This is a genomic window from Gordonia oryzae, from assembly GCF_003797185.1.
Taxonomy (GTDB): Bacteria; Actinomycetota; Actinomycetes; order Mycobacteriales; family Mycobacteriaceae; genus Gordonia; species Gordonia oryzae.
On the sequence record NZ_RKMH01000007.1, the window covers coordinates 254,189 to 280,595 of the forward strand.

At 65.5% G+C, this 26,407-nt stretch carries 25 protein-coding genes (1 of these 25 only partly in view); 7 read left to right on the forward strand and 18 right to left on the reverse strand.

What is annotated here, in order from left to right:
- From EF294_RS11120 to EF294_RS22060, 4 genes are all read right to left on the reverse strand, one after another.
- Positions 1 to 6,135, reverse strand: partial view of an amino acid adenylation domain-containing protein gene (locus tag EF294_RS11120; RefSeq protein ID WP_185091033.1) — the 5' portion only. The gene continues 2,118 nt to the left of window position 1, outside the view; the window shows 6,135 of its 8,253 coding nt (coding positions 1-6,135); the start codon lies at positions 6,133 to 6,135; the stop codon falls past the left edge of the window.
- Between the two features lie 309 nt (positions 6,136 to 6,444).
- Positions 6,445 to 7,287, reverse strand: coding sequence for an ABC transporter permease (locus EF294_RS11125; protein WP_123929560.1), 843 nt, complete (start codon positions 7,285 to 7,287; stop codon positions 6,445 to 6,447).
- The gene (locus EF294_RS11130) at positions 7,284 to 8,144 is read right to left on the reverse strand and encodes an ABC transporter permease (protein WP_123929563.1); all 861 of its coding nucleotides are present in this window, start codon (positions 8,142 to 8,144) and stop codon (positions 7,284 to 7,286) included. The genes EF294_RS11125 and EF294_RS11130 overlap by 4 nt, the downstream gene beginning before the upstream one ends.
- 19 nt (positions 8,145 to 8,163) lie before the next feature.
- Positions 8,164 to 9,768, reverse strand: coding sequence for an ATP-binding cassette domain-containing protein (locus EF294_RS22060; RefSeq protein ID WP_246007809.1), 1,605 nt, complete (start codon positions 9,766 to 9,768; stop codon positions 8,164 to 8,166).
- 370 nt (positions 9,769 to 10,138) lie between these two features.
- On the opposite strand from EF294_RS22060, the gene EF294_RS11140 reads away from it, so the two are divergent.
- The gene (locus EF294_RS11140; protein WP_123929569.1) at positions 10,139 to 10,972 is read left to right on the forward strand and encodes a glycosyltransferase family 2 protein; all 834 of its coding nucleotides are present in this window, start codon (positions 10,139 to 10,141) and stop codon (positions 10,970 to 10,972) included.
- A 97-nt stretch (positions 10,973 to 11,069) separates the two neighbouring features.
- Positions 11,070 to 11,426, forward strand: a complete 357-nt coding sequence (locus tag EF294_RS11145) for a GNAT family N-acetyltransferase (RefSeq protein ID WP_123929572.1) — start codon at positions 11,070 to 11,072, stop codon at positions 11,424 to 11,426.
- A gap of 1,094 nt (positions 11,427 to 12,520) precedes the next feature.
- On the opposite strand, the gene rpsQ is transcribed toward EF294_RS11145, so the two are convergent.
- The 11 genes from rpsQ to rpsJ are packed head-to-tail and all read right to left on the reverse strand — an operon-like array spanning position 12,521 to position 17,837.
- Positions 12,521 to 12,823, reverse strand: a complete 303-nt coding sequence (rpsQ, locus tag EF294_RS11150; RefSeq protein WP_123929575.1) for a 30S ribosomal protein S17 — start codon at positions 12,821 to 12,823, stop codon at positions 12,521 to 12,523.
- Complete coding sequence (gene rpmC, locus EF294_RS11155; RefSeq protein ID WP_006367919.1) at positions 12,820 to 13,053, reverse strand: 50S ribosomal protein L29; 234 nt, start codon at positions 13,051 to 13,053, stop codon at positions 12,820 to 12,822. The genes rpsQ and rpmC overlap by 4 nt, the downstream gene beginning before the upstream one ends.
- Positions 13,053 to 13,469: a 50S ribosomal protein L16 gene (gene rplP, locus EF294_RS11160; protein WP_006367918.1), complete on the reverse strand. Its 417-nt coding sequence runs from the start codon at positions 13,467 to 13,469 to the stop codon at positions 13,053 to 13,055. Before rplP ends, rpmC begins: the two co-directional genes overlap by 1 nt.
- 3 nt (positions 13,470 to 13,472) lie before the next feature.
- Positions 13,473 to 14,279 carry a 30S ribosomal protein S3 gene (rpsC, locus tag EF294_RS11165; protein ID WP_123929578.1) on the reverse strand — a complete coding sequence of 269 codons (807 nt, stop codon included), beginning with the start codon at positions 14,277 to 14,279 and terminating at the stop codon, positions 13,473 to 13,475.
- A 2-nt stretch (positions 14,280 to 14,281) separates the two neighbouring features.
- Positions 14,282 to 14,710, reverse strand: coding sequence for a 50S ribosomal protein L22 (gene rplV, locus EF294_RS11170; RefSeq protein ID WP_123929581.1), 429 nt, complete (start codon positions 14,708 to 14,710; stop codon positions 14,282 to 14,284).
- Positions 14,710 to 14,991, reverse strand: a complete 282-nt coding sequence (rpsS, locus tag EF294_RS11175; RefSeq protein ID WP_006367915.1) for a 30S ribosomal protein S19 — start codon at positions 14,989 to 14,991, stop codon at positions 14,710 to 14,712. Before rpsS ends, rplV begins: the two co-directional genes overlap by 1 nt.
- A gap of 20 nt (positions 14,992 to 15,011) precedes the next feature.
- Complete coding sequence (rplB, locus tag EF294_RS11180) at positions 15,012 to 15,848, reverse strand: 50S ribosomal protein L2 (RefSeq protein ID WP_006367914.1); 837 nt, start codon at positions 15,846 to 15,848, stop codon at positions 15,012 to 15,014.
- 30 nt (positions 15,849 to 15,878) lie between these two features.
- Positions 15,879 to 16,184 carry a 50S ribosomal protein L23 gene (gene rplW / locus EF294_RS11185; protein WP_006367913.1) on the reverse strand — a complete coding sequence of 102 codons (306 nt, stop codon included), beginning with the start codon at positions 16,182 to 16,184 and terminating at the stop codon, positions 15,879 to 15,881.
- Between the two features lie 2 nt (positions 16,185 to 16,186).
- Entirely contained in the window at positions 16,187 to 16,858 is a 672-nt protein-coding gene (rplD, locus tag EF294_RS11190; protein ID WP_123929584.1) for a 50S ribosomal protein L4, read from the reverse strand.
- Entirely contained in the window at positions 16,855 to 17,514 is a 660-nt protein-coding gene (gene rplC, locus EF294_RS11195; protein ID WP_123929586.1) for a 50S ribosomal protein L3, read from the reverse strand. Before rplC ends, rplD begins: the two co-directional genes overlap by 4 nt.
- A gap of 17 nt (positions 17,515 to 17,531) precedes the next feature.
- Positions 17,532 to 17,837 carry a 30S ribosomal protein S10 gene (gene rpsJ, locus EF294_RS11200; protein WP_003938093.1) on the reverse strand — a complete coding sequence of 102 codons (306 nt, stop codon included), beginning with the start codon at positions 17,835 to 17,837 and terminating at the stop codon, positions 17,532 to 17,534.
- 434 nt (positions 17,838 to 18,271) lie between these two features.
- Between rpsJ and EF294_RS11205 the strand changes: the two genes are divergently transcribed.
- Entirely contained in the window at positions 18,272 to 18,691 is a 420-nt protein-coding gene (locus tag EF294_RS11205) for a hypothetical protein (RefSeq protein ID WP_123929589.1), read from the forward strand.
- 479 nt (positions 18,692 to 19,170) lie between these two features.
- On the opposite strand, the gene EF294_RS11210 is transcribed toward EF294_RS11205, so the two are convergent.
- Positions 19,171 to 19,359 carry a hypothetical protein gene (locus EF294_RS11210; protein ID WP_123929591.1) on the reverse strand — a complete coding sequence of 63 codons (189 nt, stop codon included), beginning with the start codon at positions 19,357 to 19,359 and terminating at the stop codon, positions 19,171 to 19,173.
- 348 nt (positions 19,360 to 19,707) lie between these two features.
- On the opposite strand from EF294_RS11210, the gene EF294_RS11215 reads away from it, so the two are divergent.
- The 4 genes from EF294_RS11215 (at position 19,708) to EF294_RS11230 (ending at position 24,999) form a co-directional block, all read left to right on the forward strand.
- Positions 19,708 to 20,238, forward strand: coding sequence for a hotdog fold domain-containing protein (locus EF294_RS11215; protein ID WP_123929594.1), 531 nt, complete (start codon positions 19,708 to 19,710; stop codon positions 20,236 to 20,238).
- Between the two features lie 77 nt (positions 20,239 to 20,315).
- The gene (locus tag EF294_RS11220) at positions 20,316 to 22,118 is read left to right on the forward strand and encodes an N-acetylglutaminylglutamine amidotransferase (RefSeq protein WP_123929597.1); all 1,803 of its coding nucleotides are present in this window, start codon (positions 20,316 to 20,318) and stop codon (positions 22,116 to 22,118) included.
- Positions 22,115 to 24,298 (forward strand): alpha/beta hydrolase family protein, encoded by a 2,184-nt coding sequence (locus tag EF294_RS11225; protein ID WP_123929600.1) that lies wholly within the window; start codon positions 22,115 to 22,117, stop codon positions 24,296 to 24,298. Before EF294_RS11220 ends, EF294_RS11225 begins: the two co-directional genes overlap by 4 nt.
- Positions 24,295 to 24,999 (forward strand): GntR family transcriptional regulator, encoded by a 705-nt coding sequence (locus tag EF294_RS11230; RefSeq protein ID WP_123929602.1) that lies wholly within the window; start codon positions 24,295 to 24,297, stop codon positions 24,997 to 24,999. The genes EF294_RS11225 and EF294_RS11230 overlap by 4 nt, the downstream gene beginning before the upstream one ends.
- 79 nt (positions 25,000 to 25,078) lie before the next feature.
- On the opposite strand, the gene EF294_RS22065 is transcribed toward EF294_RS11230, so the two are convergent.
- Positions 25,079 to 25,780, reverse strand: a complete 702-nt coding sequence (locus tag EF294_RS22065; protein ID WP_123929604.1) for a hypothetical protein — start codon at positions 25,778 to 25,780, stop codon at positions 25,079 to 25,081.
- Positions 25,780 to 26,337 carry a DNA/RNA non-specific endonuclease gene (locus tag EF294_RS11240; protein ID WP_246007810.1) on the reverse strand — a complete coding sequence of 186 codons (558 nt, stop codon included), beginning with the start codon at positions 26,335 to 26,337 and terminating at the stop codon, positions 25,780 to 25,782. Before EF294_RS11240 ends, EF294_RS22065 begins: the two co-directional genes overlap by 1 nt.
- Positions 26,338 to 26,407: the final 70 nt, after the last annotated feature.

Genomic DNA, 26,407 nt, shown 5'->3' on the forward strand with positions numbered 1-26,407 from the left:
GATCGTCGGCACCATGAACTCCGGCAGGTGCTCGGCGAGGTGGGCCGCGACGGTGTCGGGCGCCACGGTGTCGGGCGAATAGTAGGCGACCAGGTTCTGACCGGCGGCCAACTCGATCACCGTTGCCGCAGCGTGCACGACACCGGCGACGTTGACCAGCGCGGCCTCGATCTCGCCAAGCTCGAGGCGCTGTCCGCGAAGCTTCACCTGGAAGTCGTTGCGCCCCAGATATTCGATGTCGCCCGCGGTGTTCCACCGCGCCAGGTCACCGGTGCGGTACAGACGCGATCCCGGAGGTCCGAACGGGTCCGCCACGAACCGCTCCGCCGTGAGCCTGCCCTGTGCGGCGTATCCACGGGCGAGCTGGACGCCACCGAGATACAACTCGCCGGGGACACCTACCGGGAGCGGTCGCAGCCGGCGATCGAGGATGAACGTGGTGGTGTTGGCGACGGGCCGCCCGATCGGGATCGCCGTATCGGTGGCGCCGACGTGATACTCGGTGACGTCGACCGCGGCCTCGGTGGGACCGTACAGGTTGTGTAATCCCAGGCCGGGCAGCGCGGAGCGCACCGACCGCGCGGTCGGCGCCGCAAGGGCCTCCCCCGAGGTGAACATCAGTCGCAGCGAACTCAATTCGGCCATCCGAGTCGGTCCGGTCACGTCGGCGAACGTCGACATCATCGACGGCACGAAGTGCACCGTGGTGACGCCCTCGGATTCGATCAGCGATGCCAGATACTCCGGGTCGCCATGACGTCCGGGTTCGGCGATGACCAGACCGGCACCGACCATGAACGGCCAGAAGAGCTCCCACACCGACACGTCGAAGGTAATGGGCGTCTTGTGCAACACCACATCGGACGTGCTCAGCGGGTAGTGCCGTTGCATCCATTCGAGCCGATTGACGATTGCCTGATGGGAGACGGTGACGCCCTTGGGTTTTCCGGTCGATCCGGAGGTGAAGATGGTGTAGGCGGCGTGATCGGGCAACAGCGGCGCGATCAGCTCGTCGGTCGTCACCGGGGCAACCGCGTGTTCGAGCGGCGCCGAAGCATCCACCGTGTGCACCCAGACGCGGTCGCCGAGGCCGGAGACGACGGTCGGGAGCGCACCGGGACCGACGAGCACCGTGCCCACGCCGGCCATCTCGACCATGTACTCACCGCGGTCGAGCGGGGCTTCGGGATCGAGCGGGACGTACTGTCCACCGGCCGTGATCACCGCATGTAGCGCGACCAACAGCTCGACCGACCTCGGGATGCACACGGCCACAGCCACGTCGGGGCCGACTCCGAGACCGATCAGCTCCCTGGCCACGCTGTTGACGCGGTCGGCGAATTCGCGGTACGACACTCGCCGACCGTCGTGGACGAGCGCCGTGGCGCGCCGCTCGGACGCCGAGACCGCCGGCAGCAGAGGCCGGGTGATCTTCTCGGAGTATCCCCTCGACCAGCCCGCGACGACGTCCACTTCCGAATCCGGGAACCAGAACAACTCGTCGAGCGGCCGCTCCTGCGTCTCCTCCAGCGTCGCGGCCATGCGGTCCAGGATGTCGTGCAAGTAGTGGCTGAAGCGCTCGATCGTGCTGTGGTCGAAGAGCTCTCGGGAGTAGCAGAAGGACAACGAGATTTGCTTGGAGTGGGCGGCAATCGGACCGAACTCGATCACGTTGAGCGAGAGGTCGTACTTGGCGAACGGCGGGCGGGCGTCGATCAACCCCAGTCCCGACTCCGCATCCAGCCGGCCCACCACCTGATCGTGCTGCATGACCAGTTCCACCTGGAACAGCGGCGAGTGCGACCGGGATCGCCGGGCCCCCACCGCATTCACCACCTGCTCGAAGGGGACGTCGCCATGACCGAGCGCCTGCGCGCGAGTGTGATGAGCCGAGGCGAGGAGGTCGGTGAGACCATCGGCGGGCTGCACTCGGGTGCGCAGCACCACGGTGTTGACGAACATCCCGACGAGATCCGCCAATTCCGGTTCGTCACGACCAGCGATGGCGGTGCCGATGGCGATGTCCTCGCCACCGCTGAGCCGCGACAGCAGCAGCGCGAGCGCCGAGTGGAAGACCGCGAACAAGGTAACACCGTGATGCGCGGCCAGGGCATGCAGCCGCTCGACGGTTTGTGCGTCGAGCATCGTGTCGACGTAGCCGCCGGCGCCCGTGGGACGCGTGGGCCGCCGGCGGTCGGTCGGCAGCCCGATGAGCTCCGGCATGCCCTGAAGTTCCTTGCGCCAGAAGGCGATCTGACGACCCATCACCGAGTCGGCATCGGCCTCCTCCCCCAGCACCGAACGCTGCCACACGGCGAAGTCGGCGAACTGCACCGGCAGCGACGGCCACTCGGGGGCCTGCCCCTGAACTCGGGCGGCGTACGCGGTCAACAGGTCGGTGATCAATGGCCCGAGGGAGGCGCCGTCGGCCGCAATGTGATGGACGACGACGACCAGCACGTGATCGACGATGCCACCGGCCGTCGCTCCAGCGGCACTGTCCGCAGAGTCGAATACCGCGAGCAACCGAATTCGCAGCGGCCAGTCCGTGGTGACGTCGAAACCGGTCACCGACAGGTCTGCGATCCGGGCGTCGACGGTACAAGCGTCGACCGTCTCCACCCCGAAAACACCTGTAGCAGTGACATCGTCGATCTCGCCGATGGACTGGAAGGTCTCGCCGTCGTCATCGGGGAAGATCGTCCGCAACGGCTCGTGGCGGGAGACAAGGTCACCGACGGCGGCGGCGAGGGCATCCGCGTCGACGTCGCTGCCGAGTCGCACCGCACCCGGGATGTTGTAGGCCCCCGAAGCCGGATCGAGCCGATTGATGAACCAGAGACGTTGCTGGCTCAGCGACAACGGGATAGCCACCGGCCGCTCGATCTGCCCACAGAGCGGGAGCGCAACGGCGTCCTGCGTCGGCACCGCTGCGGCGACGATCTCGGCGAGCGTGCCCGCTTCGAATAGGTCGGCCAACGACACCGACAGCCGCGCCACGCTGCGCAACCGCGAGACGATGCGAGCGGCGGTCAGCGAATCGGCGCCGAGTGCAAAGATGTTGTCGTGCATGCCGATGGGCGTCACATCCAGGACGTCACCGATGACCGAGGCGACGGCGATCTCCCGCGCGGTGGACGGTGCGACGAAGGCGACCCGCTCATCACGGGCAAACTGCGGCGTCGGCAGGGCGCGGCGATCGAGTTTCCCGTTGGCGGTGATCGGCAGTTCGTCGATCAGCACCACGAGGTCGGGGACCATATAGGTGGGCACCGCCGCCCGTACCGCATCGCGGATCGAGGACTCGTCGAGGCCCGCAGCGGGATCGGCCACCGCGTATCCGATCAGTTTGGTGCCACCGGGATTTCGGGCGTCGAGGACCACGGCGGCCGCAGCGGTGACGCCGCCGACGGACCGCAGAGCGGTCTCGACCTCACCGAGTTCCACCCGGAACCCACGCAATTGCACCTGAGTGTCGGCCCGGCCCAGATACTGGACGTCGTCACCGACGCGGCGGCCGAGATCGCCCGACCGGTACAGCCGAGCGCCACTGCCGTGGGGGTCGGCGACGAATCGGCTCGCGGTGAGCGCCGCACGATTGCGGTACCCCAGGGCCAATTGCTCACCGACCACGTAGATTTCACCGATTGCGCCCTCGGGAGTCGGTTGGAGACGGTTGTCGAGGATGCGCAGCCCCAACGTGGACAACGGTTGCCCGATCAAGCTGCCACTCTCGCCCCGCACCAACTCGGGATCGAGTCGACGGGATGTCACGTGCACAGTGGTCTCGGTGATCCCGTACATGTTGACCAGAGCGACGTCGTCACCGAAGTCGTCATACCAGCGCTCGACCTCGTCGAACCGAAGCTCCTCGCCACCGAAGACCATGTACCGCAACGACAACGGGGTCGGTGCGCGTCGACGCGCCTCGGCCAGGACGCCGAAAGCCGACGGCGTCAGCGAGACGACCGTGACGTTCTCGCGCGCGAGCACCTCCAGGAACTCGACGGGCGCACGCGCGACCTGACGATCCACGATCACCGCCCGCCCCCCGGTGAGGAGCGGACCGAACATCTCCCAGACGGAGAAGTCGAACGCATAGGAGTGGAACACCGACCACACATCGTCGGCACCGAAATCGAATTGCTCCAGCGCCGCGTCGAGCAGTGCGATCACGTTGCGGTGGGTGATCTCGACACCCTTGGGTCGGCCGGTCGAACCCGAGGTATAGATGACATAGGCGAGCGTGTCGTCGGATACCGCGGGCGGTACGGGCACGGCCGCGCCCTCGGAGATCAGCTGGTCGACCGAAACCACCGGGAACGTTCCACTCCAGTCCGGTCGCGAGTCGTCGTCGACGATGACACACACCGGAGCCGCGTCACCGACGATGAATGCGAGGCGGTCGACGGGGTTGCTGGTGTCCAGCGGCAGATATGCCGCACCATCGGTGAGCACCCCCAGAATGGCCGCGACCAGCGTCGCGTGGCGTGCCGTGGCCACGCCCACCAGATCGCCGGGCCCGACGCCGCGGGCCCTCAGGGCCGCAGCCACCGCGGCCGCTTGCGCCCCGAGTTCGCGATAGGTGACGGTGACCCCGCGCGCGTCGGTCACCGCAGGCCGATCCGGATGGCCTCGCGCAACCTCGTCGAATCGGGAGACGATCGTCGCCGGCTCGCCCGAGCCGTGGACTGCGGGTTCGGGCAAATCAGCCAGCATCGCCCGATCAGCGGGCGTCAACATCTCGATGGCGCCGACGGGCCGATCGAGGGACTCCGAGGCCAGGCAGTTGTCGAGGAAGTACAGGAAGCGAGCGTGATGGGCGTCGAGTTCAGCCTGGGTGTAGAGGCCCGGATTGCCGTGGAGGTCGACGACCAGCGGCGCTGTGGGCCCCGACTGATACATGTTGATCAGCAGATCCTCGAGAATTCCCGACGTCAGGATCCGATAGTCGGATTCGGTGCCGTCGATGGCGACCGGCTCATCGAAGAAGACCATGTTGATCGCCGGGCCGAAGGAGGTCGAACTGGCGTCGAGTCCGGCGTCGCGCCGGATGTCGTCGGACCGATATCGCTGGTGGCGCAGCGCTCCGGTCAGCTCGAGCTGGGTAATGGCGATGAGATCGCGGACCGACTTGCTCTGCGGATCGCGCAGTCGGATCGGCACGATGTTGGACACCATGCCGCCCGACCGCTTGATCTTGGCGTTGGTGCGCCCGGTGATCGGCAGGCTCATCACGATGTCGTCGTTGGCCGTCACCCGCGACAGGTAGGCGCCGAACGCGGCGGTGAGCAGCACGGCAATCGAGCTGTTGCACTCCGTGGCCAGGGCCTCCAGGCGGTGTTGCGAGGCGGGCTGGAGTTCTTGACTCGACACGACGTTGGCGAACGAGAGCGGCGCCACCGCCGCCGACCGCGTCGAGAGCGTAACCCTCTCGGGGAGGTCGACGACCCGCTCGAGCCAGTGCGCGCGATCGGTGTCGCGTCGGCTGCTGCTCTGGTAGCTCTGCTCGTACTCGACGATCTCGGCCATCGTGGCGAGCTGCTTGTCGTCAGGAACCCGGCCGCGCCGGATCGCGTTGTACCGATCGACGGTCCGTCGTACCCCGGTGAGCGCGGCGTAACCGTCCAGAACGATGTGGTGGGCACGGTTGTAGAAGAACGTTCGCCCGTCGCCGACCTGCAGAATTGCGGCAATGACGAACTGGTCGTTGAGCAGGTCGACCGGTCGCTGGTACTCCGCGCGCATCCACGCCAGTGCCGCATCGGCTGGGTCCGGTTCCGCGCGGAAGTCGAGGATGTCGACCTGCTGGTCGAAATCGAGGTCGACGAACTGCATCGGCACACCGTCGACCTCGGCGAGGCGCGTGTACGGCGACTCCAGGTGCTTACCGACGTGAATGGTGCACTCGGCGAGTAGCTCGATGTCGAGTCCCCCCGGAGGATGACGGATGTCGAGGTACTGGGCGATGTTGACCGAGTAGTCCGGTGCCAGCGACTCGGCGAACCACATGCCGCGCTGAGCCGCGGTCAGCGGCAGGTAGTGCAACGGGGTCTCCGCTGCGACCTGCGCTTTCGCACGATGCTCGGCGATTGCCACCTGTACCGACACCTCTCGTTTCCGACTATCACCCATCGGGCCGTGAGTCCCGACCTGAATTGCACGGACCATTTACATTTCCACGACACGGACTGAACCTCAAAACGAGCACTCGAGGACTATTGCGGCGGCTCGCGGAAGAGTAACCCGTGAGCGCGGGCCATTTTTTCAATCGCTGACAATTGGGCACGACGTTACGCGATATATCGCACTGGTCGGCGTACACCGAGCGGAATCGGACGTCACGAGTCGCACCCGGCATACCGTGGTGCATTCGCGACCTCGAATTTGACATGTCTCCTGTGACATCACTGTTCGCTTCACCGGCGAACTGTGGGTTTCCTGTCATCGGTCCCGCGCAGCTCGCCGATATCCGCGCAAAGCGGGAACAAGCGACACACCGATGATCACCACAACCCACACGGCCACCTTGAGGAGATTCTCGGTGAGCGCGCCACCCACAGCGAGTGCGCGCATCGCCTCGATGGCGGGGGTCATGGGTTGATTGGCGACCACCGGCTGCAGCCATGTGGGGTATGCGCTCACCGGCGAGAACCCAGAGTTGAAAAACATCAGCAAGCTCGATGCCAGTCCCAGGTAGGGCACGATCGGGGCACCTGGTCGGGCGTTGACCGCCAAGGCCAGCGTCATCATCGAGAAGGCGGCGCCGTAGGCCAGAGCGACCACGACCAGCCCGATCGCCGGGCCGAGACCTTGCGTGAAGCGGAAGCCGATGAGAAACCCGGCCCCCAGCAGGATCACAGTCGTGATCAGGATGCGGATCAGCTCGGCGCCTACCCGCGATGACACGTCGGCCGCCCGGTTGATCGGGAGCACGTAGAGACGAGCGAGCAAGCCCGTGGCCCGTTCATGGTTCAGCCTGGTAGCCGACGCGATCGAACCAAACATCGCTCCGACCAGGATCACGAGCGGCACGGTGCCGTATGCGCTGTTCTGGCCGGTGGCCGACCCGATCGCATCGCCGAGGACGACCTTGAACATCAGCATGCTCAGGGCGGGGAAGATCAGCGCTTGCAGCAGAGTCGGAAAGTCCCGCACGAAGACGACGACCTGCCGGCCGGTGAGCGGCACACTTTGCGACCACCACGCCCGGATCGAGCTCTCGTCGGGGACGTGGAGTGCGGGAGGGGCGAAATCGTCGAGACCTCGCGAGCCTTCGGCGCTCATCCGCGGGACTTTCGGGCACCGAGGATCAACAACACCACCGCTGCGAAGAGCAGACCGACACACCACGCCAGCGAGGGCCGCACGAGCTCCCACGTCGCAGTGCCCGCATCGAGGGCACGCATCGAGTCGGCGAATTGCGAGATCGGCTGGTTGCGCACGAACGGCTGAATCCACTCGGGGAATTGGGCCAAGGGCACAAAACCGGTCGAGAGCATCCCCAGGATGAGGGTGGGCAGCGCCATCGCCTGACTGGTCGCCTCCGGTGTGCCTGCCAAGAGACCGATCCCGTCGGCCAGCAGGGAAAACAGAACACCGATGGTCGCTGCCAAGGCAAAGAGCCCAACAGTGCCCAGCACCCCCCCGTCCGCTCTCCAACCGATGATCAGGCACGCGACAGCCGCACACAGCAGGGACACCGCCAGCAGGACGAGATTCGTGGCGGTTCTCGCCAGCATGGGTATCGCCGCCGACATGGGCAGAACCCGAAACCGGGTGTTGATGCCCTCGGCACCATCATTGGCGGCCCGCATCGCCGCAGACGACGCAGCGAAGCCCACCGACTGCAGAACGATGATCGGCATGAGGAACTGGCCGTAATTCATTCCGGGCGCCTCGTTCATGATGCTGCGAAGCGGCAGATAAAAGCAGACCGCCAGGAACGCCGGCGAGATGAAGGCAAAGATCAGCTCACCGTTGCCGAAGACCTTCCAGACGCCCCGGCCGGTCAGCGCCCACCACTGCTGCAGCGACCGTGGGTGAGGGTCCAGCCTCACCCCGGCACCGCCCGGCGGGATCACCTCCGGCGATCCCGGTACACCCCCGGCCACCAGGGCCGAAACCTCGGAACCTGTGCTCATTGCACAGTTCCTCCCCGGCTCACGACGTCGTTCCCGATCGGTCACGACGCGGATCGGTCAACGCCAGGAAGACCTCGTCCAACGACGGTCGCCGCATTGCCACATCGGTGAGCTCGATGCCGGCCTCGGTGGTTCTGCGGATCACCTCGACGAGAGTTTCGGGACCGCGTGGTGCGGGAACCGCGACTACGCGGTCATCGCCGCCACCGCCACCATCGGGGATCAGATCGGCGAAGAGCCGTCGCAACCTGTCGAGATCTCGTGCGTGGGCCGGGGTCACCTCACAGTAGGCGGCGCCGATCGACAGTTTGAGCTCATCCGATGTGCCCTCTGCGATCACCCGCCCCTTGTCGATCACCACAATGCTGTCGGACAGCACGTCGGCTTCTTCGAGGTACTGCGTGGTGAGCAGAATCGTCACACCCGAATCCCGAAGTCGCTCGACGAGGGCCCACACCTCTTGTCTGCTGCGAGGATCCAACCCTGTCGTCGGCTCATCGAGGAACACCACCTTGGGCCGCGTCACGAGGCCACACGCAATATCGATCCGCCGACGCATTCCGCCGGAGTACTGACCCACCCGTTTTGCACCGGCGTCGGTCAACGAGAACATGTCGAGCAGTTCGTCGGCGCGGGCGCGCGCGACGGACTTCGATAGGCCCAACAGTCGCCCGAACAGAACGAGATTCTCGCGGCCGGTCAATGCCTCATCCAGCGCGGCGAACTGTCCGGTCAACATGATCGATCGGCGAACAGCTGAAGCTTGTGTGACCACATCGTGTCCGTACACGGTCGCCGTGCCCTTGTCGGGGGCCAGAAGAGTGCAGAGCATATTGACCGTCGTGGTCTTGCCTGCCCCATTGGGTCCGAGGATCGCGACGATCTGACCCTGCGGCACGGCGAAGCTCACATCCTCGACAGCAATGGTGTCCTTGAACCGTTTGTGCAGGCCGGATGCCACGATCGCATAGGGCTTTTCGCCCGCCTGCGAGATCCCATCGGCTGACCCGCCACCGACTGTTTTGCCACCGACCGCCGCCCTGCCATCGCCTTGATCGGCAGGGACCGGTCCGGGTGACCGGGGTATCGACGACCGAGACTCACCGAGGATCCCTCGGCCGTCGGGATCGCCCACCGGCAAAAGAGCGGGACGTCCCCCGAACGCCGCCGGTCGAGTCTCGTGAAAGGTCGGATTCGCTCGCGTCTGAGGTGCTCGATCGTCTTGCGGCGGGCTGTATTCGCCGCGCGGCGGAGCGGTCGGCGCACTTGCCGACGGCGCCGTCGATAGAACATCATCGGGATCGGTCCGGAGCGGCTGCGAACGCTGCGCGACTCCACCAACCAGGCCCGGACCGAGTGCGGTCGACTCAGTGACCGGGCGACGAACCGGTTGACCACCCTGCCATGTCGGCGGGTTACCGTTCGGCGAGGTCGATCCATTCGAGCCGAAATGCCCTTGTACCGACGCCACCGCACCTGCCGCGCGCTCGGCGCGCCAGCGGCGAAGCTGCTGCTCGACAGGGTCCGGCTCGTCGAAGGGATCGACCTCGCCGGCAGGCTGCACGCTCGCATGCCTACGATGCCTCGGCTCACGTGCCGAGACAGACTCCTGAGCTTCGGGCATTGCTTTCCTCTACGTTCGGTGACGCTTTCGGCAAACAGACGAGGAGTTCCGCGCGGTGTCGGTTCCGCGAGATCCGACGCCCCTCGGAGTGCGGTTCCACGATTCAAACTTACGCACAGATCCGCATCAACACGCTCATCCTCGCCCCCAAACCTATCCTCGAACGATTCATGAGAGTCGCCCCCCACTTCCAGTCGGCGCTTACCGTCATTCACGACGGTGATAGTTCACAGGTCCTATCACTGTCGAGCATTCGGCGACAGTTCGGTGCCCAATCAAATCCCACAGTTGAATTTAAGGCAACTCTAAGAATCGTGTACCTTGGCTAACGACGCGACGCCCAAACCATCAGATTTTCGGGAGATCATCGGTGAAGCTTTCCGTTGTTATTCCTGCATTCAACGAGGAATCGCAGTTGCCAGGCTGCCTCGACAGCCTCCTCGCCCAGACCAGAGCGATCGACGAGATCATCGTGGTCGACAACAACTCGACCGACCGAACGGCCTCGGTGGTGGCCGACTACGCAGCGCGCCATCCCGCGGTCCGTCACGAGTTCGAGCCGATCCGGGGCGTTCACGCGGCCCGACGACGCGGCCTCGACTCGGCGACCTCGGAGCTGATAGCCAAGGTCGATGCGGACACACGTGTCGGACCCGACTGGGCGGCACTGGGCGTGGAGTTCCTCGCGGGTCCCCGGGGTCGCGAGTTCTCCGCACTCACCGGGCCCGTCCTGTTGGCTGACGCCCCCTTCGTGGGGTTGCAGAAGCGGATGGCCGCGCGCAGCTACGGCAAGCTGGCCGAGGGCGGATCGATCGGGTCGGTCCACGGGCCTGCGTACATCCTCCGCCGTGCTGCCTGGCGTCAGATCCGCCACCGCCTACACACCGATGAGCACGTGTGGGAAGACCTCGACGTCGGTTTGTCCATGGCCGCCTGCGGAATGCGGGTGGCATTTGATCCACGACTACTGGCCGAGACATCGTGTCGTCGCCTACGAACGTCGCCGTGGCGCAACCGCCACTACATTCTCGGCGGTAGGCGGACGGCACGCGCACACGGGCACACCCGACTCGCCGCGGTGATGACACTCGACGCCGTCGTCAAGTTCGCGATGTTCACCTACTTCTGGTTGATCCTCCGACCCTGGGACCCGACCACCCGCACGTGGCGACCACATCGACCCCTCACGCCGCTCCCGGCGTAAGGCGAGCACCCGCACCTCGTTCGGCGCGATGATCGTCGGATCACAACCGACCGCTTTGTCCGCTCGACATTCCCAGCCCATCGCTACCCTCGACCACATGACCCTCGACAAGACCGGCGCAGAAGCAGACGTTTCCCAGATTGCCGACTCGCAGCGCTACCAGATCAGCGTCGATGAACAGATCGCCGGCTTCACCGCCTACCGCGAACGCGAGCACGATGGGGCGACCGAACGCATCTTCTTCCACACCGAGGTGGACGAGAAGTTTGGTGGACGCGGCCTGGCCACCATCCTGATCGAGCAGGCCCTCAACGACACGCGGGCGCAGGGCAAGGTCATCGTCGGCGTGTGCCCACTGGTCGCGGCGTTCCTCAAGAAGCACCACGAGTTCGACGGCGACACGCGTCCCGTGCGTGAGGAGACGATCAACTGGCTCCAACGTCAGATCAGTTGATCAACTTTTCACCGATGTGGGGCCCTAAGTCCCTGTCGGTCCCGGCGGCAGTCTCCTACTGTTGACCCTGTGAGCGGGGGTGGACGACCGCTCACCGCGACGGTTGGGCAGACCCTCCGGCCACCTCTCCGGGCGTGGCACCGCAACCGATCACCGGCCCGTCCGACGCTCCGCGTCGGACGGGCCGAGTCGCGTCCGGACCCTGCCGACGACCATCGGACATGTCGGACTCCTGGAGAACGTGGGTATGGCGCGGCGCGTGCTCTTGCATCGGGGCGTGGAGAGCCCTTCTGCTCTCGCCCACCTCGACCGACTCACCCACCTCGTCGTCGTTCGGGTTTAGACATCGCCGACGCCGAAGTATTGGCGATCCCGGCACTGAATTCGGCTCGATCAGCCGCAGTCGAAGGGGAGGGGCCTCCCATCAAGGTGCGCCCTGCGCTGCGCTGCGGAGCGGTGTCGGTGACGTCGCGTGCGGTGGGGATGGGTTTTCCATGAACCGCCCTCGACCATGTGGCCACCGCACTCTCACCGGGGCTCGGCACGGTCAGCGTCGGGTCGCCGTACTCCACCGGTGTATCCGCCGGTGGGAAACCCTTACCGAACCCGACCCTCTATGGTCGAGTTCGCCGGTGACACCCGAGCACGATTCCATCGACCTGACGGGGATCGAGAAGGTCAGGACGATCAGTACATCGTCTACCGCCGCAATGAGAATCCACTTACTGTGTCGGCAGAATCTCGACGGGCGGTTCAACTGTGGACGTCGCTCGAAGTGTCTGCACACCATGCTCGAGTTGCTCGTGACGCAGCGATATTGCACGACTCTGCCGAACCGGCCTTGCGCCGATCAGGTCAGGCGCATCCACGCTCTCGGGCGAACGATCCCACCTCCGACAGGTACGCGACGAGTGTCGCGCCGGGGAGCATCGACAATCCCAAACCCGAACGGGCCATCCGCATCTCGATCCGTCGCGGCCCCGCACTTCAGTATTTCCCCAATACCGATAGCACTCGCGGCTACTGCGACGACCAAGCGGCCCGATCCCCTGGGGGATCGGGCCGCTTGGCGTGAATCCTGTTGCGAGAACGCCTTACTTGGCCTTCTCCAGCACCTCGACGAGTCGCCAGTGCTTGGTCGCCGACAGCGGGCGGGTCTCCATGATCCGCACACGGTCGCCGACGCCGGCATCGCCGTTCTCGTCGTGCGCTTTGACCTTGCTCGTGGTCCGGATGATCTTGCCGTACAGCGCGTGACGCTTACGGTCTTCCAGCTCGACCACGATGGTCTTCTGCATCTTGTCGCTGACGACGTAACCGATCCGCTCCTTGCGGCGGTTACGCTCGGCGGTCGCCGATGCTTCCTGGGTTTCGGTCACCTTCGCATCCTCACTCATGCGTCATCACCATCCGGTCCCGACGCCAGACCGAGCTCGCGCTCCCGCATCACGGTGTAGATGCGCGCGATCTCGCGACGCACCGTCCGCAGACGCCGGTTGTTGTCGAGCTGACCGGTGGCCATCTGGAACCGAAGGTTGAAGAGCTCTTCCTTCGACTCTTTCAAGCGGTCGACCAGATCGGTGTCACTGAGGTCACGCAGCTCGGCTGCGGCAACTCCGAGTCCCATCAGAACTGCTCCTCTCTGGTCACGATTCGGGTCTTGATCGGGAGCTTGTGCTGCGCGCGGCGCAGTGCCTCGCGAGCGATCTCCTCGTTCGGGTAGGTCATCTCGAACAGCACGCGACCCGGCTTGACCGGGGCGACCCACCATTCGGGGGAGCCTTTACCCGAACCCATGCGGGTTTCGGCCGGCTTCTTGGTGAGCGGACGGTCCGGGAAGATGTTGATCCAGACCTTGCCGCCACGCTTGATGTGCCGGTTGATGGCAATACGAGCGGACTCGATCTGACGGTTGGTGATGTAGGCGCCTTCCAGAGCCTGGATGCCGAAATCACCGAACGTCACCTTGGTACCGCCCGATGCCTGGCCCTTCAGGCTCGGGTGATGCTGCTTGCGGTGCTTGACCCGCCGTGGGATCAACATTGCCTAGCCCTCCTGCTTCTGTGCACCGGCTGCTGCCGTCGCCTCAGCTGGGGCCTCGGCAGCGCGACCGGCGTCGGTGCTCGTGGCCGTGGTGCCCGAGGCACCGCTGCGGCGGGGACGGCTCGGCCGACGCGGACGACGGTCCTCGGCGGCCGGCGCGGCTGCGGACAGCTCACGCTTGCCACCGACGATGTCGCCCTTGTAGATCCACACCTTCACGCCGATCCGGCCGAAGGTGGTCTTGGCCTCGTGCAAGCCGTAGTCGATGTCGGCGCGCAGGGTGTGCAGGGGCACACGGCCTTCGCGGTAGAACTCGCTGCGGCTCATCTCCGCGCCGCCCAGGCGACCCGAGCACTGCACCCGGATGCCCTTGACGTTGGGCTGACGCATCGCCGACTGGATGGCCTTGCGCATCGCGCGACGGAACGCCACGCGGTTGCTCAGCTGCTCGGCGACCCCCTGGGCCACCAGCTGCGCCTCGGACTCAGGGTTTTTGACCTCAAGGATGTTCAGCTGGACCTGCTTGCCGGTCAGCTTCTCCAGCTCGCCGCGAATGCGATCGGCCTCGGCGCCGCGGCGACCGATGACGATGCCCGGGCGGGCGGTGTGGATGTCGACGCGAACCCGGTCGCGGGTGCGCTCGATCTCCACCTTGGCGATGCCGGCGCGCTCAAGCCCCTGCGAGAGGAGCTTGCGGATGGCGACATCCTCTTTCACGTACTCCGCGTACTGCTTGTCGGCGTACCACCGGCTGTTCCAGTCGGTGGTGATGCCCAGACGGAAGCCGTGCGGGTTGATTTTCTGGCCCACTACTAGGCTCCCTTCTTCTTCGGCTGACGCGAACGACCGCGACCGCCGGCGGCGGCCTTCTCCGGCAGGCTCTCCACGACCACGGTGATGTGGCTGGTGCGCTTGCGGATACGGAACGCGCGGCCCTGCGCGCGCGGCTGGAACCGCTTCATGGTCGGGCCCTCGTCGGCGTAAGCCGTGGCAACGACCAGGCTCCGGCGATCGAGATCCTGGTTGTTCTCGGCGTTGGCGACCGCGCTGGCGAGCACCTTGTACACGGGCTCCGACGCCGACTGCGGGGCGTACCGCAGGATGTCGAGGGCCTCGTCGACGTTCTTGCCGCGGATCAGATCGAGCACGCGGCGTGCCTTCATCGGCGTCACGCGCACGAACTTGGCCGTGGCCCGGGCTTCCGGATTTGCAGCGGTGGGACTAGTGGCTTTTGTAGTCATTACCGGCGCTTCGCTTTCCGGTCATCCTTGATGTGACCCTTGAAGGTACGGGTGGGGGCGAACTCGCCCAACTTGTGCCCGACCATGTTGTCCGAGACGAACACCGGGACATGCTTGCGACCGTCGTGGACGGCGAAGGTGTGCCCGATGAAGTCGGGGATGATGGTCGAACGGCGCGACCAGGTCTTGATGACCTGCTTGGTGCCCTTCTCGTTCTGTGCGTCGACCTTGGCAAGCAGGTGGTCGTCGACGAACGGGCCCTTCTTGAGGCTGCGTGGCATTCTCTAACTCCCTCCTGTGCTTATCGCTTGTTCTTGCCGGTACGACGGCGACGGACGATGAGCTTGTCGCTCGCCTTGTTCTTGCGGGTGCGGCCTTCCGGCTGACCCCACGGGCTGACCGGGTGACGACCACCGGAGGTCTTGCCCTCACCACCACCGTGCGGGTGGTCGACCGGGTTCATGACCACACCGCGGACGGTCGGGCGCTTGCCCTTCCACCGCATGCGGCCGGCCTTGCCCCAGTTGATGTTGCTCTGCTCGGCATTACCGACCTCGCCGACGGTGGCGCGGCAGCGCACGTCGACGCGACGGATCTCACCGGACGGCATACGCAGGGTCGCGTAGGCGCCCTCCTTGCCGAGCAGCTGGATCGACGCACCGGCCGAGCGGGCCATCTTCGCGCCGCCGCCCGGGCGCAGCTCGACGGCGTGCACCTGGGTACCGGTCGGGATGTTGCGCAGCGGCAGGTTGTTGCCGGGCTTGATGTCGGCGGTCGGACCGCTTTCCACCACGTCGCCCTGCTTGAGGTTCTTGGGCGCGATGATGTAGCGCTTCTCGCCGTCGACGTAGTGCAGCAACGCAATCCGCGCGGTGCGGTTCGGGTCGTACTCGATGTGTGCGACCTTGGCGTTGACGCCGTCCTTGTCGTTACGACGGAAGTCGATCAGACGGTAGGCACGCTTGTGACCGCCACCCTTGTGACGAGTGGTGATGCGACCGTGCGCGTTACGACCGCCGCGTCCGTGGAGCGGGCGGACCAACGACTTCTCCGGATGGTCACGGGTGATCTCGGCGAAATCCGAGCCGGACGACCCGCGACGACCGGGTGTCGTCGGCTTGTATTTACGAATAGCCATGTGAAAGTCCCTCTATTCCAAGAGTCCCGGTCAGCTGACCGAGCCTCCGAAGATCTCGATGGGCTTGCTGTCGGCGGTCAGCGTCACGAACGCGCGCTTGGTGGAGCGGCGCTGGCCGTAGCCGAAGCGGGTCCGCTTGCGCTTGCCCTGCCGGTTCGCGGTGTTGACGCTGTCGACGGTCACGTCGAAGATTTGCTCGACGGCGATCTTGATCTGCGTCTTGTTGGAGTCCGGGTGCACCAGGAAGGTGTACACGTTCTCCTCCATGAGCCCGTAGGACTTCTCCGAGATCACCGGCGCCAGGATGATGTCGCGCGGGTTGGCCTGGATAGCCATGCTCACGCCTCCTTCTGGTCGGTCTTGGATCCGTTGGCAGCGATGTACGCGTTGAGCGTCTCTACGCTGAACACCACCTCATCGGCGTCGAGGACGTCGTAGGTGTTGAGCTGATCGGCCGAGATCGGCAGCACGTTCTGCAGGTTCGCGACGCTCTTCCATGCGGTGAGGTCCTCACGGCCCAGCACCACCAAGAACTTGCGACGATCGCTCAGGCTCTCGAGGAACTGACGCGCGGTCTTGGTCGAGGGGACCTGACCGGGAACCAGCTCGGTGATCACATGGATGCGCTCGTTGCGAGCCCGATCGCTCAGCGCGCCGCGCAGGGCGGCCGCCTTCATCTTCTTCGGGGTGCGCTGGCTGTAGTCGCGCGGCTGCGGGCCGTGCACGGTGCCACCACCGGCGAACTGCGGCGCGCGGGTCGAACCCTGACGGGCGCGGCCGGTGCCCTTCTGCCGGTACGGCTTGGCGCCACCGCCGCGGACCTCGCCGCGGGTCTTGGTGGCGTGCGTGCCCTGGCGCGCGGCGGCCTGCTGGGCCACCACAACCTGGTGCATCAGCGCGATGTTGGCCGGCGCGTCGAACAGTTCGGCGGGCAGATCAACGGTGCCGTTGGTCGTGCCGTCGGCGTTGCGGACGTCCAGCGTCAATTTGACTGCGGTTTCGGCGCTCACTTGTCAGCACCACCCTTCACTGCGTCGCGAACCACCACGATGCCGCCCCGACGACCCGGGATCGCTCCCTTGATCAGCAGCAGGCCGGCCTCGGCGTCCACCTTGTGGACGGTGAGGTTCTGCGTGGTCACCTTGTCATTACCCATACGTCCGGCCATCCGCATTCCCTTGAACACGCGGCCCGGGGTGGCGCAGCCGCCGATGGAACCCGGCGCGCGGTGCACGCGGTGTGCACCGTGGCTGGCGCCCAGACCGGAGAAGCCGTGACGCTTCATCGGACCGGCGAAGCCCTTGCCCTTGGATGTGCCGGTGACGTCGACCAGCGCACCGTCGGTGAAGATCTCCGCGGTCAGTTCCTGACCGATCTCGAGCTCGCTGACGTCGGCCACGCGAATCTCGGCCAGGTGCCGGCGCGGGGTGACCCCGGCCTTGCTGAACTGACCGGCGACCGGCTTGGTGACCTTGCGCGGATCGATGGCGCCGTAGGCGAGCTGCACGGCGGTGTAGCCGTCACGCTCCGCGGTGCGCAGCTGGGTCACGACGTTCGGGCCCGCCGCGATGACGGTGACCGGGACGACGCGGTTGTTCTCGTCGAATACCTGGGTCATGCCGAGCTTGGTGCCCAGGATGCCCTTGGTTGAACTCTGGTTGCTCATGATTCTTCGCCCCCGCCCTACTGGATGTTGACGTCGACGCTGGCCGGCAGGTCGATGCGCATGAGCGCGTCGACCGTCTTCGGCGTCGGGTCGAGGATGTCGATGAGTCGCTTGTGGGTACGCATCTCGAAGTGTTCGCGGCTGTCCTTGTACTTGTGCGGCGAACGGATGACGCAGTACACGTTCTTCTCGGTGGGCAACGGCACCGGGCCGACCACGCGTGCCCCGGTACGGGTCACGGTTTCCACGATCTTGCGCGCCGAAGCGTCGATCGCCTCGTGGTCATAGGCCTTGAGCCTGATGCGGATCTTCTGTCCCGCCACGCTGTGTCCTCTTCCGTCAGTTGTTCTCGACAGACGAACACCGCGCACCTGGGCCGGCATCAATCGCCGGCGGGCACATAGATCACCGCGTGAGAGTCGGGATCGACGCTGTTCATCTGTCGTTGTACGTTGGTTCGCCCATCAGACGAACCGATTTGCTCCGGCACCCGCGGTCGGGCGTGTCGGGTCCGTGAACCGAAATCGGCGCACGCGTTACACGCCCAGTCCCCGATTTCCGGGCCTGGGAGTCATTCACCTGAGCGTAGCCGCAGAGATTCCCGCAACCTGCCGTCCAGGCAACCCGACAAGTATGCACCAGCTACGGGGTGGATTCAAATCGGCCCCTGATGCCATCCGACCTGCAATGACCGCTCGGTCAGCTGCGCGAACGACACGTCACCGGCTGTCGGGGCCGGGGTACTACAACCAAAGCCATGATGCACTCTGATCGAAGCGGCTCACCGTGGGGGCCGACCATGGTGACCCTCGCTGCGGCCGGGGTTGTAGTGGCGATTCTCTGCCTGTCTCATCGTGCGCAGCTCGAGAACGACTGGAACGCGCAGATGCTCGCGATCAGGTGTCATCCGGTCGCCGCGTTGCCAGACCTGCGTCCCATTTCCTGGGCGGCCACCTACGCGGCCGCACTCGGCGTGCTCGCCGGCGGCGCACTCGTTCTCAAGGTGGCGGTATGTGGCACACAGGTGCGTGCGGCGTGGGTACTCCTTGCGATTCTGCTGGCAATCGTCGGTGCCGTGATGTTCACGGTGTCGCTGGCCGAGGTACTCGACATCCCGTCGCACCTGATCGCAAGGTTCGGCACCGACGGAACCGGGCTGCCCTGTGGCGAGGGGTGAAGGGGTCGATCATCAGCAACGCAGCCCGCAGGTCCGCACACGTCGTCGGCCGTGACGGTAGGGGTCGTCGCCGATGCACCTACCAGCCGAAGCGGGGTGGACCGCCGACGGCGACGATCAGTACGACCAGCGCCGCGACGAGCACAATTCCACAGTCCGTAGCCAGCGTGTACGTCGGGGGGCCGGACCCACGAGCGCGGTGTTGTCGGCGGGACGCTTGCCATCGGCCAAGACCGCCGCACCGGGGTCGGAGAAAAAGTCCACACGCCTGGCGCTGCCGTGCTGTCGTCGGACGAGTCGCTGGAACCCTGTTCGCGTTCGAACTCCTGGGTGAACCATCCCTGGAACGCAGACGTCAACGACGAGACGTCAATGTCATTGCTCGTCGACACCGACCCGAGGCCGATCATTCGCGCATACCTCTGCCGAGGTTCGAACGCATCGAACTGTGGCCTCGGAACGGACATTCACCGCGCATGTCAATCATTCGGATCAGAAAGCCGCGTCGCCACCGCGACCTGTGGGCGGACACCGAGGCCCGCGGAGACGGCCGCTGAGGCGAGGCCCGCCCTTGCTCCGACGCCGGTGATGATGGCACCGGCGGCTACGACACCGGCCGCGGTGCGCTCGATGGTGATGCCCGAACGCTTGGCGGTCGCTGTTGTCATCGGAGTTTCCCTTTCGCGGATCGACAGACCGACGAGGCCGACAGTCCGCCGTGCACAGCCCCGGCGACGTCGCCATCGGTGTGATCGGGAGAGCCCAGCCACTCCCCGAGGCAACATTCGCTGCGTGTCTGAGCCGTTACCCCACAGACCTTTTCGGGTAATGGACGTCGCGCGTGCCGCGAGGTTTCTGCGTGGCTCATGGGGGGTTGGGTCGTATAGCCCGGTACAGCCGAAGCGTCCTGTCAGTACCTACGCAGATAGGCCCGCAGCGCCCACAGCCGATCGCCGGCGACCTCAGCTGAGCACGGCGCGCTCGTCCCGAACCGGTGAGCGGTTAGGGTCGGTTCCATGACGACCAAGCCCGCACGCACCGCCGATGCTCGACCATCGGCGATGACCGCGACCTACGCCCTGCGCCGGCGCTTACCCGACAACGTCCTCGGCCGCGCCCTGTTCTCACTCGGTATGGTCGCGCGCGTTCCCTACTTCGGCACCGTGCTGCCCCTGGTCGAGGAGATGCGTCCCGGGTTCTGCAAGGTGAGCGCGCCCAAGTGGATCGGCGTGTACAACCACATCGGCACCTTCCACGCGATCGCGGCCTGCAACCTTGCCGAGGCCGCGATGGGCATGCTGATGGAGGCCAGCCTGCCGCCGTCGCATCGCTGGCTACCCAAGGCCATGTCGACGCACTACCTGGCCAAGGCCACCACGCGATTGACCGCGGAGGCGACCCTGACCGGACCGATCGACGTCGAGGCGATCAGTATCGGAACCGACGTCGTCGTCTCCGTCCGCATCCTCGACACGTACGGCACCGAGGTGGTCCACGCCGACATCACCACCTGGGTGACGCCACGCGCGGGCGACGACTCACGCTGACGCACCGGGCCAGAACTCCTAGGCTGGGACGATGACGTCGCGTCTGCCGCGACATGGAGACGAAAGGTCGCTATTTCATGTGTGGAGTCTGCGGCGAGATCCGCTTCGATGGGTCCACACCCGACGTCTCTTCGGTCGGCGCGATGACCGCCGCGATGACCCGGCGGGGACCGGACGCCTGCGGGGTCTACATGAAAGGCAGTGTGGCCCTGGGGCATCGGCGCCTGAAGATCATCGACCTGTCCGAGCGGGGCGGTCAGCCGATGGTCGATCCCGAGTTGGGGCTGGCGTTGGTGTTCAACGGATGTATCTACAACTATCAGCAGTTGCGCCACGAACTCGAGGGCAAGGGCTACCGCTTCTTCTCCCACGCCGATTCCGAAGTCATTCTCAAGGCGTTTCATGCGTGGGGCGCCGACTGCGTCGACCGCCTGATCGGGATGTTCGCATTCGCCGTCGTCGACACCGATTCGGGCACGGTGACCCTGGCTCGTGATCGTCTGGGCATCAAGCCGTTGTATCTGGCGGAAACGCCCGGGCGGTTGCGGTTCGCGTCGTCGTTGCAGGCGCTGCTGCGGGCCGGGGACGTCGACACCTCCATCGACAGGGTCGCGCTGCACCACTACTTCAGCTTTCACGCAGTGGTTCCCGCACCGCGCACGATGTACAGCGGCATCGGCAAACTGCCACCGGCCACCGTCCGGACCATCACCCGCGATGGCCGCAGCACCGAACGCCGGTACTGGGAGCCGATGTTCGCTCCGCATGCCGATCGGACCGACTGGGACGAGAAGCGCTGGCAGCACGAGTTGATTGATTCGCTGCGCACTGCGGTGCGGCGTCGGATGGTCGCCGACGTCCCGGTCGGGGTGTTGCTGTCCGGGGGCATCGACTCGTCACTGGTGGTGGCGCTGCTGGCCGAGCAGGGCCAGACAGACCTCGCCACTTTCAGCATCGGGTTCGATTCCGCAGCAGGCGAATCGGGCGATGAATACGCCTACTCCGACCTCATCGCCGATACCTTCGGCACCGATCATCACAAGATCCACATCGGCACCGACCGGCTGCTGCCTGCCGTCGGCGACACGATCGCCGCAATGAGTGAGCCGATGGTCAGCCACGATTGCGTCGCGTTCTATCTCCTCTCGCAGGAGGTGAGCAAGTCCATCAAGGTGGTGCAGTCCGGGCAGGGTGCCGACGAGATCCTCGGCGGTTACTCCTGGTATCCGCCGCTGGCCGGTATCGCGCGCCCGGAGACGACGAAGGCCTACCGTGAGGTCTTCTTCGATCGGTCGCACGAGGAGATCGCCGCGATCCTCTCCGACGATTATCTGTTGGCCGAGCGCGATGTCGACCCGAGTTGGGAGTTCGCACTGGCCCATCAGTCGGCGCCGGGTGCGCACACCTCGGTCGACGCAGCGCTACGACTCGATACGACGGTCATGCTGGTCGACGACCCGGTCAAGCGGGTCGACACGATGACCATGGCCTGGGGACTCGAAGCACGCGTGCCCTTCCTCGACCACGAGTTCGTCGAGCTCGCCGCCACCTGCCCGCCGGATCTCAAACTGGCACATGGCGGCAAGGGCGTACTGAAGGAGGCCAGTCGCGCGATGCTGCCCTCGGCCGTCATCGACCGCACCAAGGGGTACTTTCCGGTGCCGGGTATCCGGCATCTTGAGGGCGAGGTGTTCGATCTCGTCGCCGATGTACTCAAGACGCGCTCAGCAACCGACCGCGGGCTGTACCGGCCGGCCGCGCTCGACCGACTGTTCGCAGATCCCAATGGGATTCGTACTCGCCTCGACGGCAACGAGCTGTGGCAGGTCGCGATGCTCGAGATGTGGTTGCAGACCATGGAAGGTCTCACCGCACCGTGACGCCGTCCGTTCCGCCCGGCGCGCAGGCGTCGACACCCGATTCCATCGCCGCCGGCGTCCCCGACCCGGCGTACTCGGTGCGCTTCGACGAGAACGGGTGGCACACGTACGGTCCGTCGGTCTCCCCGGACGGGTCGGCATTCGCCTACATCGTCGACGACGGGACCGGTTATCCGCGTGCGGCACAGCGGGTGCTGACGCCCGACGGGGTCGGCGAACTGCGGTGGGTGCGGGTGCCGGGGACCGGACCGGTGCGCAAGCTCGTGCATTCCAGCGACGGCCAGTGGCTCGCGGTGGAGCTGGCGCCCGGCGGCGGTGAGCACCACCAGGTGTGGGTCGTGACGACCGATCCCGACGACGACACCGCACATCGCGTCGCCGCCACCCGTCCCGACGGCAACCCCTACACCGCGGGCTCCGAGCGGTCTTTCGGTACGGTGACGCTCGTCGGTTGGGACACCGATTGGGTCCTGATCACCGCCACGGCGACCGACGGCACCGCGCACTCGCTGCGGATTCATCCGAGCACGGGCGCCACCCAGACCCTCGATGTGCGTGTTGGTGGCGCACTGATCGATTCGTGGAAGGGTGCAACGTTGCTACGTGTCGGCCCGCGCGGTTACCACGACATGCTGCTGTTGCGACGCCGGGAGCGTCAGGACGGCACGGGATCGGCCGGTCCGCTTGATCGTCACATTCGTCGTTCGGCGCGTCCGCTGCGTCCGGCACTCGCGGTCGGGGCCCGTGAGGACGAGCCGGAGGTCGAGATGAGCACGCTGTTGCCCAACGATCCGGGTTCGGTGACCGACGACGGGTACATTCTCGACCAGGGCTTCGACCACCCGTCGCTGGTGTTCGTCGGGCCGCCCGGTGACGCCGAGCGTGATCTCGACTCGGTACAAGCCGTGGTGCGCAGCGACTTCGACGCCAAGTATCCGCGCCTACTCGGTGTGGAGGTGACCCGCACCGGAACACGCTTCCGGGTGCTGGCACAGCGCGCGGGCTGCGGCCTCGACGCCTTCGCGGTCTCCCACGACCAATCAACGGTCGCGATGTTGTGGAACACCGACGGGCACAGCGAGTTACAGATCATGACGCTTCCCGATCAGACACTGCACGATCCGATTCCACTGCCGGGTGACGTGGCGTCGGAGTTGTCGATCAGTGCGGCGGGCACTCTCGTCGCGGTGACGGTGTCGAGTCCGCAGCGCTCGCCGCTGGTGCATCTGATCAACACCGCGAGCCGGGAGGTCACACCGGTCCGCGACGACATGGTGGCCGGCACCGGCCCGTCGCACACTCTGCGGCCCGAGCTGCACGCATTCTCCGCGCGCGACGGGATGCCGTTGTCGGGTTGGCTGTTTCGGCCAGCACAGCGCTCAGCCGACGCCGGCGACGCTCCGACCCCGTACCTGTTGTATTTTCACGGTGGCCCCGAGGCGCAGACGCGGCCCGACTATCACTTCCTTTTCGGCCCGCTCGTCGACGCCGGCATCGGGGTGTTCGCTCCCAACGTGCGCGGGTCCTCGGGGTACGGGCGCCTGTTCTCACACGCCGACGACCGCTACGGCCGGTACGCGGGGATCGACGACGCGGCCGATTGTGCCGAGTATCTCGTCGATGCCGGTATCGCCGATCCCGACGCGCTCTACGTTTCGGGGCGGTCCTATGGTGGCTATCTGACATTGGCGTGCTTGACTTTTCACCCCCATCTCTTCGCGGCCGGTATCGCTATCTGCGGTATGAGTGATCTCGAGTCGTTCTTCCGCAACACCGAGCCGTGGATCGCGGTGGCCGCCTACACCAAGTACGGTCATCCGGAGTCGGATCGCGAGCTGCTGCGTGACTTGTCCCCGATCCACCGGATAGACGAGGTGTGCGCTCCGTTGCTGGTGATACACGGCGCCCACGACACCAACGTTCCGGTCAGTGAATCCCAGCAGATCGTGCACGAATTGCGGTCGCGTGGTCGGGTGGCCGAGTTGCTGATGTTCGGTGATGAGGGCCACGAGATCGTCAAGCGCAACAATCAGCAACGACTGACCAACGCGGTTGCCGATTGGGTCTTGCGTCATCCCTCGGCCGCCGCCGCCCACGCCGAATCGCACCGGCTGGCCCGCGCCGCCGAATTCGGCTGGGATGCCGCGCATTCGGTGTCGGATCAGGCCCGGCTGTCGTGAACCGCCGTCGGCCCAATCTCCTGGTCGCGAAACTCGTCGAGGTCCGATCACATCACGAGCACGCGAACATCGAGGAGGAGTTGCGCCGACTGATCCTCTCCGGTGGCGCACCGCCGGGCACCGTCATTCCCCCGGGTGAGGTCGCCGACGCCTTTGGTGTGAGTCCGATCCCGGTGCGGGAGGCACTCAAGACTCTCGTCGGCGAGGGACTGGTTGTCCACCAGCGTAATTCCGGATATCGGGTGAGTTCGCTGTCGGCCGACGAACTCAAGGAGATCTACTTCGTTCGCGGCGTCCTCGAACAGGCCGCGCTCGCCCAGGCCGTCGACCGTGTCTCCGAGGCCGATATCGCAGCCGCACGTGGCTGCCACGAGCAACTGGTGACCGCCACCAAGTGGGGCGACGGCAAGTCGTTTCACGACGTGTCGAGGCAGTTCCACATGTGTCTGACCGCGCCGTGCGCGATGCCACGTTTGTTGTCGATGTTCGAGTCGACGTGGAATCTGACCGAGCCGTTCCAAATCATGCGCAGCGTGAGCTCGGCCACCCAGGAGCTCCTGAACGACGACCATGCGGCTCTGTTGGACGGATTCACCGCTCGCGACGTCAGCGCCGTACTCGACGTGGCTAATACTCACCACGCTCGCCTGGAGACTGCGATCCTGGAGACCGCGGGCCGTCTCGGCCTTACACCCGAGTGACGACCGCGCCGCCGATCGAATCAGCGCGCACCCGTCCGACGAACGCGGAGCACCCTGCCGGGAAGTCACTTCGTAATAGTCACCGGCCCAGTAACCTGGCCACCGCCTGCGCCGGCGGCTCACCCGACGACACCGGAAACACCCCACCATCATCAGCAACCAAAAAATATGTCCGATCCACACGTATCTGGCCAGGCCTATCCCGCACAAACACCCGCCACCCACCATCCACCCGAGACACCACCGCATCCTCCACCACAAACCCCGACACCGGACTCACCGCCACAAACGCCGCCACCCGATCCACCGCCGACCCACCATCAGCCACCACAATCGGCCGACCACACACCACCGACGGCTCCACCAAATCCCCGAACATGTCAATCGCCCGCGCCTTCACCTCACCCGCCGTGGCCATCGACGCCTCAAAATCCGCAGCCACATCACCACACACCACATGCACCACACCCCGCACCGGTTCCCGATCCACCACCACCACCAAAGCATCAAACAACCACAAAGGCACCGGAAACTCGCGGCGAAAGTCCCGCACAACCGTATTGAAATTTTCTAAATCTTCTATCGAAATCCCTACTGGCCGTCGTCTGATTCGCTCACCACCCACCCACGCCGCCTTCGTGAATACGCTGTGCCCCGGCTCGAAATGAGCAATGAACATGTACCGGTCCCACGGCCCCTCCCACAGGTCCCCGGTCGAATGCACCACAATATCCGCCAATTGAGAACCCAACCATCGCAAACCAGCCTCCGGTTCAGACATCAACGCTCACCCGCTTCCGCTTCCGCAACAACTGCCACGATCTGCTTCTTGTAATAACGCCGCTTGTACCGCTGCGACGAATCATTACCGAATTTGTGGCCAAGATCCACCTCTTCCAACAAGTTATTCGACCTCGCCGAGTACGCCTTCCCATCAACGGTCACCGTCTCCGGCCTCTCCCCCACGACCGGCGCATCCAGGTCGATCGTCGCCTCGACCCGCGCCCCGTACCGGGCGAAATCAGCCCACTCATTCTCCATCACCCGATACGGCGTCATATTGAAATACCCATCCTGAGCAAACATGTTGCGCAACCCCTGCGCCAACACAAACCGGAAACCGAACACATGCCCACCCTGATCGGTGTCGGCCACCGCCTGTACACCTTGCCCCCGCGCAGCCCACTTCTGCGCCGCCACCGCCGCACTCGGCCGATCCACCCGATCAAACACCTCACCAATCACCACCTTCCCGCTCACCGGCACCTCCAAACCGTTCACCCCGAACGCGGTGGTCAACGTCAGCTCGTTACCACCCACACCCGTGGTCGTCTCCATCACCCGATTCCCCGGATACACCGGATACGCACCCACCGGAAACTCCAACTCACACCCGCGACAAGCCACC

What these genes read in the sequence shown, in the direction of transcription:
- rpmC (WP_006367919.1), bottom strand. Translation starts at nt 13,053, where the DNA reads ATGGGACTCGGAGTTGCCGCAGCCGAGCTGCGTGACCTCAGTGACACC.
- rplV (WP_123929581.1), bottom strand. Translation starts at nt 14,710, where the DNA reads ATGACTACAAAAGCCACTAGTCCCACCGCTGCAAATCCGGAAGCCCGG.
- EF294_RS11125 (WP_123929560.1), bottom strand. Translation starts at nt 7,287, where the DNA reads ATGAGCGCCGAAGGCTCGCGAGGTCTCGACGATTTCGCCCCTCCCGCA.
- rpsS (WP_006367915.1), bottom strand. Translation starts at nt 14,991, where the DNA reads ATGCCACGCAGCCTCAAGAAGGGCCCGTTCGTCGACGACCACCTGCTT.
- EF294_RS11215 (WP_123929594.1), top strand. Translation starts at nt 19,708, where the DNA reads ATGACGACCAAGCCCGCACGCACCGCCGATGCTCGACCATCGGCGATG.
- EF294_RS11240 (WP_246007810.1), bottom strand. Translation starts at nt 26,337, where the DNA reads ATGGAGACGACCACGGGTGTGGGTGGTAACGAGCTGACGTTGACCACC.
- rplC (WP_123929586.1), bottom strand. Translation starts at nt 17,514, where the DNA reads ATGAGCAACCAGAGTTCAACCAAGGGCATCCTGGGCACCAAGCTCGGC.
- rplW (WP_006367913.1), bottom strand. Translation starts at nt 16,184, where the DNA reads ATGGCTATCCAGGCCAACCCGCGCGACATCATCCTGGCGCCGGTGATC.
- EF294_RS11210 (WP_123929591.1), bottom strand. Translation starts at nt 19,359, where the DNA reads ATGACAACAGCGACCGCCAAGCGTTCGGGCATCACCATCGAGCGCACC.
- EF294_RS11220 (WP_123929597.1), top strand. Translation starts at nt 20,316, where the DNA reads ATGTGTGGAGTCTGCGGCGAGATCCGCTTCGATGGGTCCACACCCGAC.
- rplP (WP_006367918.1), bottom strand. Translation starts at nt 13,469, where the DNA reads ATGTTGATCCCACGGCGGGTCAAGCACCGCAAGCAGCATCACCCGAGC.
- rpsQ (WP_123929575.1), bottom strand. Translation starts at nt 12,823, where the DNA reads ATGAGTGAGGATGCGAAGGTGACCGAAACCCAGGAAGCATCGGCGACC.
- EF294_RS11145 (WP_123929572.1), top strand. Translation starts at nt 11,070, where the DNA reads ATGACCCTCGACAAGACCGGCGCAGAAGCAGACGTTTCCCAGATTGCC.
- EF294_RS11130 (WP_123929563.1), bottom strand. Translation starts at nt 8,144, where the DNA reads ATGAGCACAGGTTCCGAGGTTTCGGCCCTGGTGGCCGGGGGTGTACCG.
- rplB (WP_006367914.1), bottom strand. Translation starts at nt 15,848, where the DNA reads ATGGCTATTCGTAAATACAAGCCGACGACACCCGGTCGTCGCGGGTCG.
- EF294_RS22065 (WP_123929604.1), bottom strand. Translation starts at nt 25,780, where the DNA reads ATGTCTGAACCGGAGGCTGGTTTGCGATGGTTGGGTTCTCAATTGGCG.
- EF294_RS11205 (WP_123929589.1), top strand. Translation starts at nt 18,272, where the DNA reads ATGATGCACTCTGATCGAAGCGGCTCACCGTGGGGGCCGACCATGGTG.
- EF294_RS22060 (WP_246007809.1), bottom strand. Translation starts at nt 9,768, where the DNA reads ATGCCCGAAGCTCAGGAGTCTGTCTCGGCACGTGAGCCGAGGCATCGT.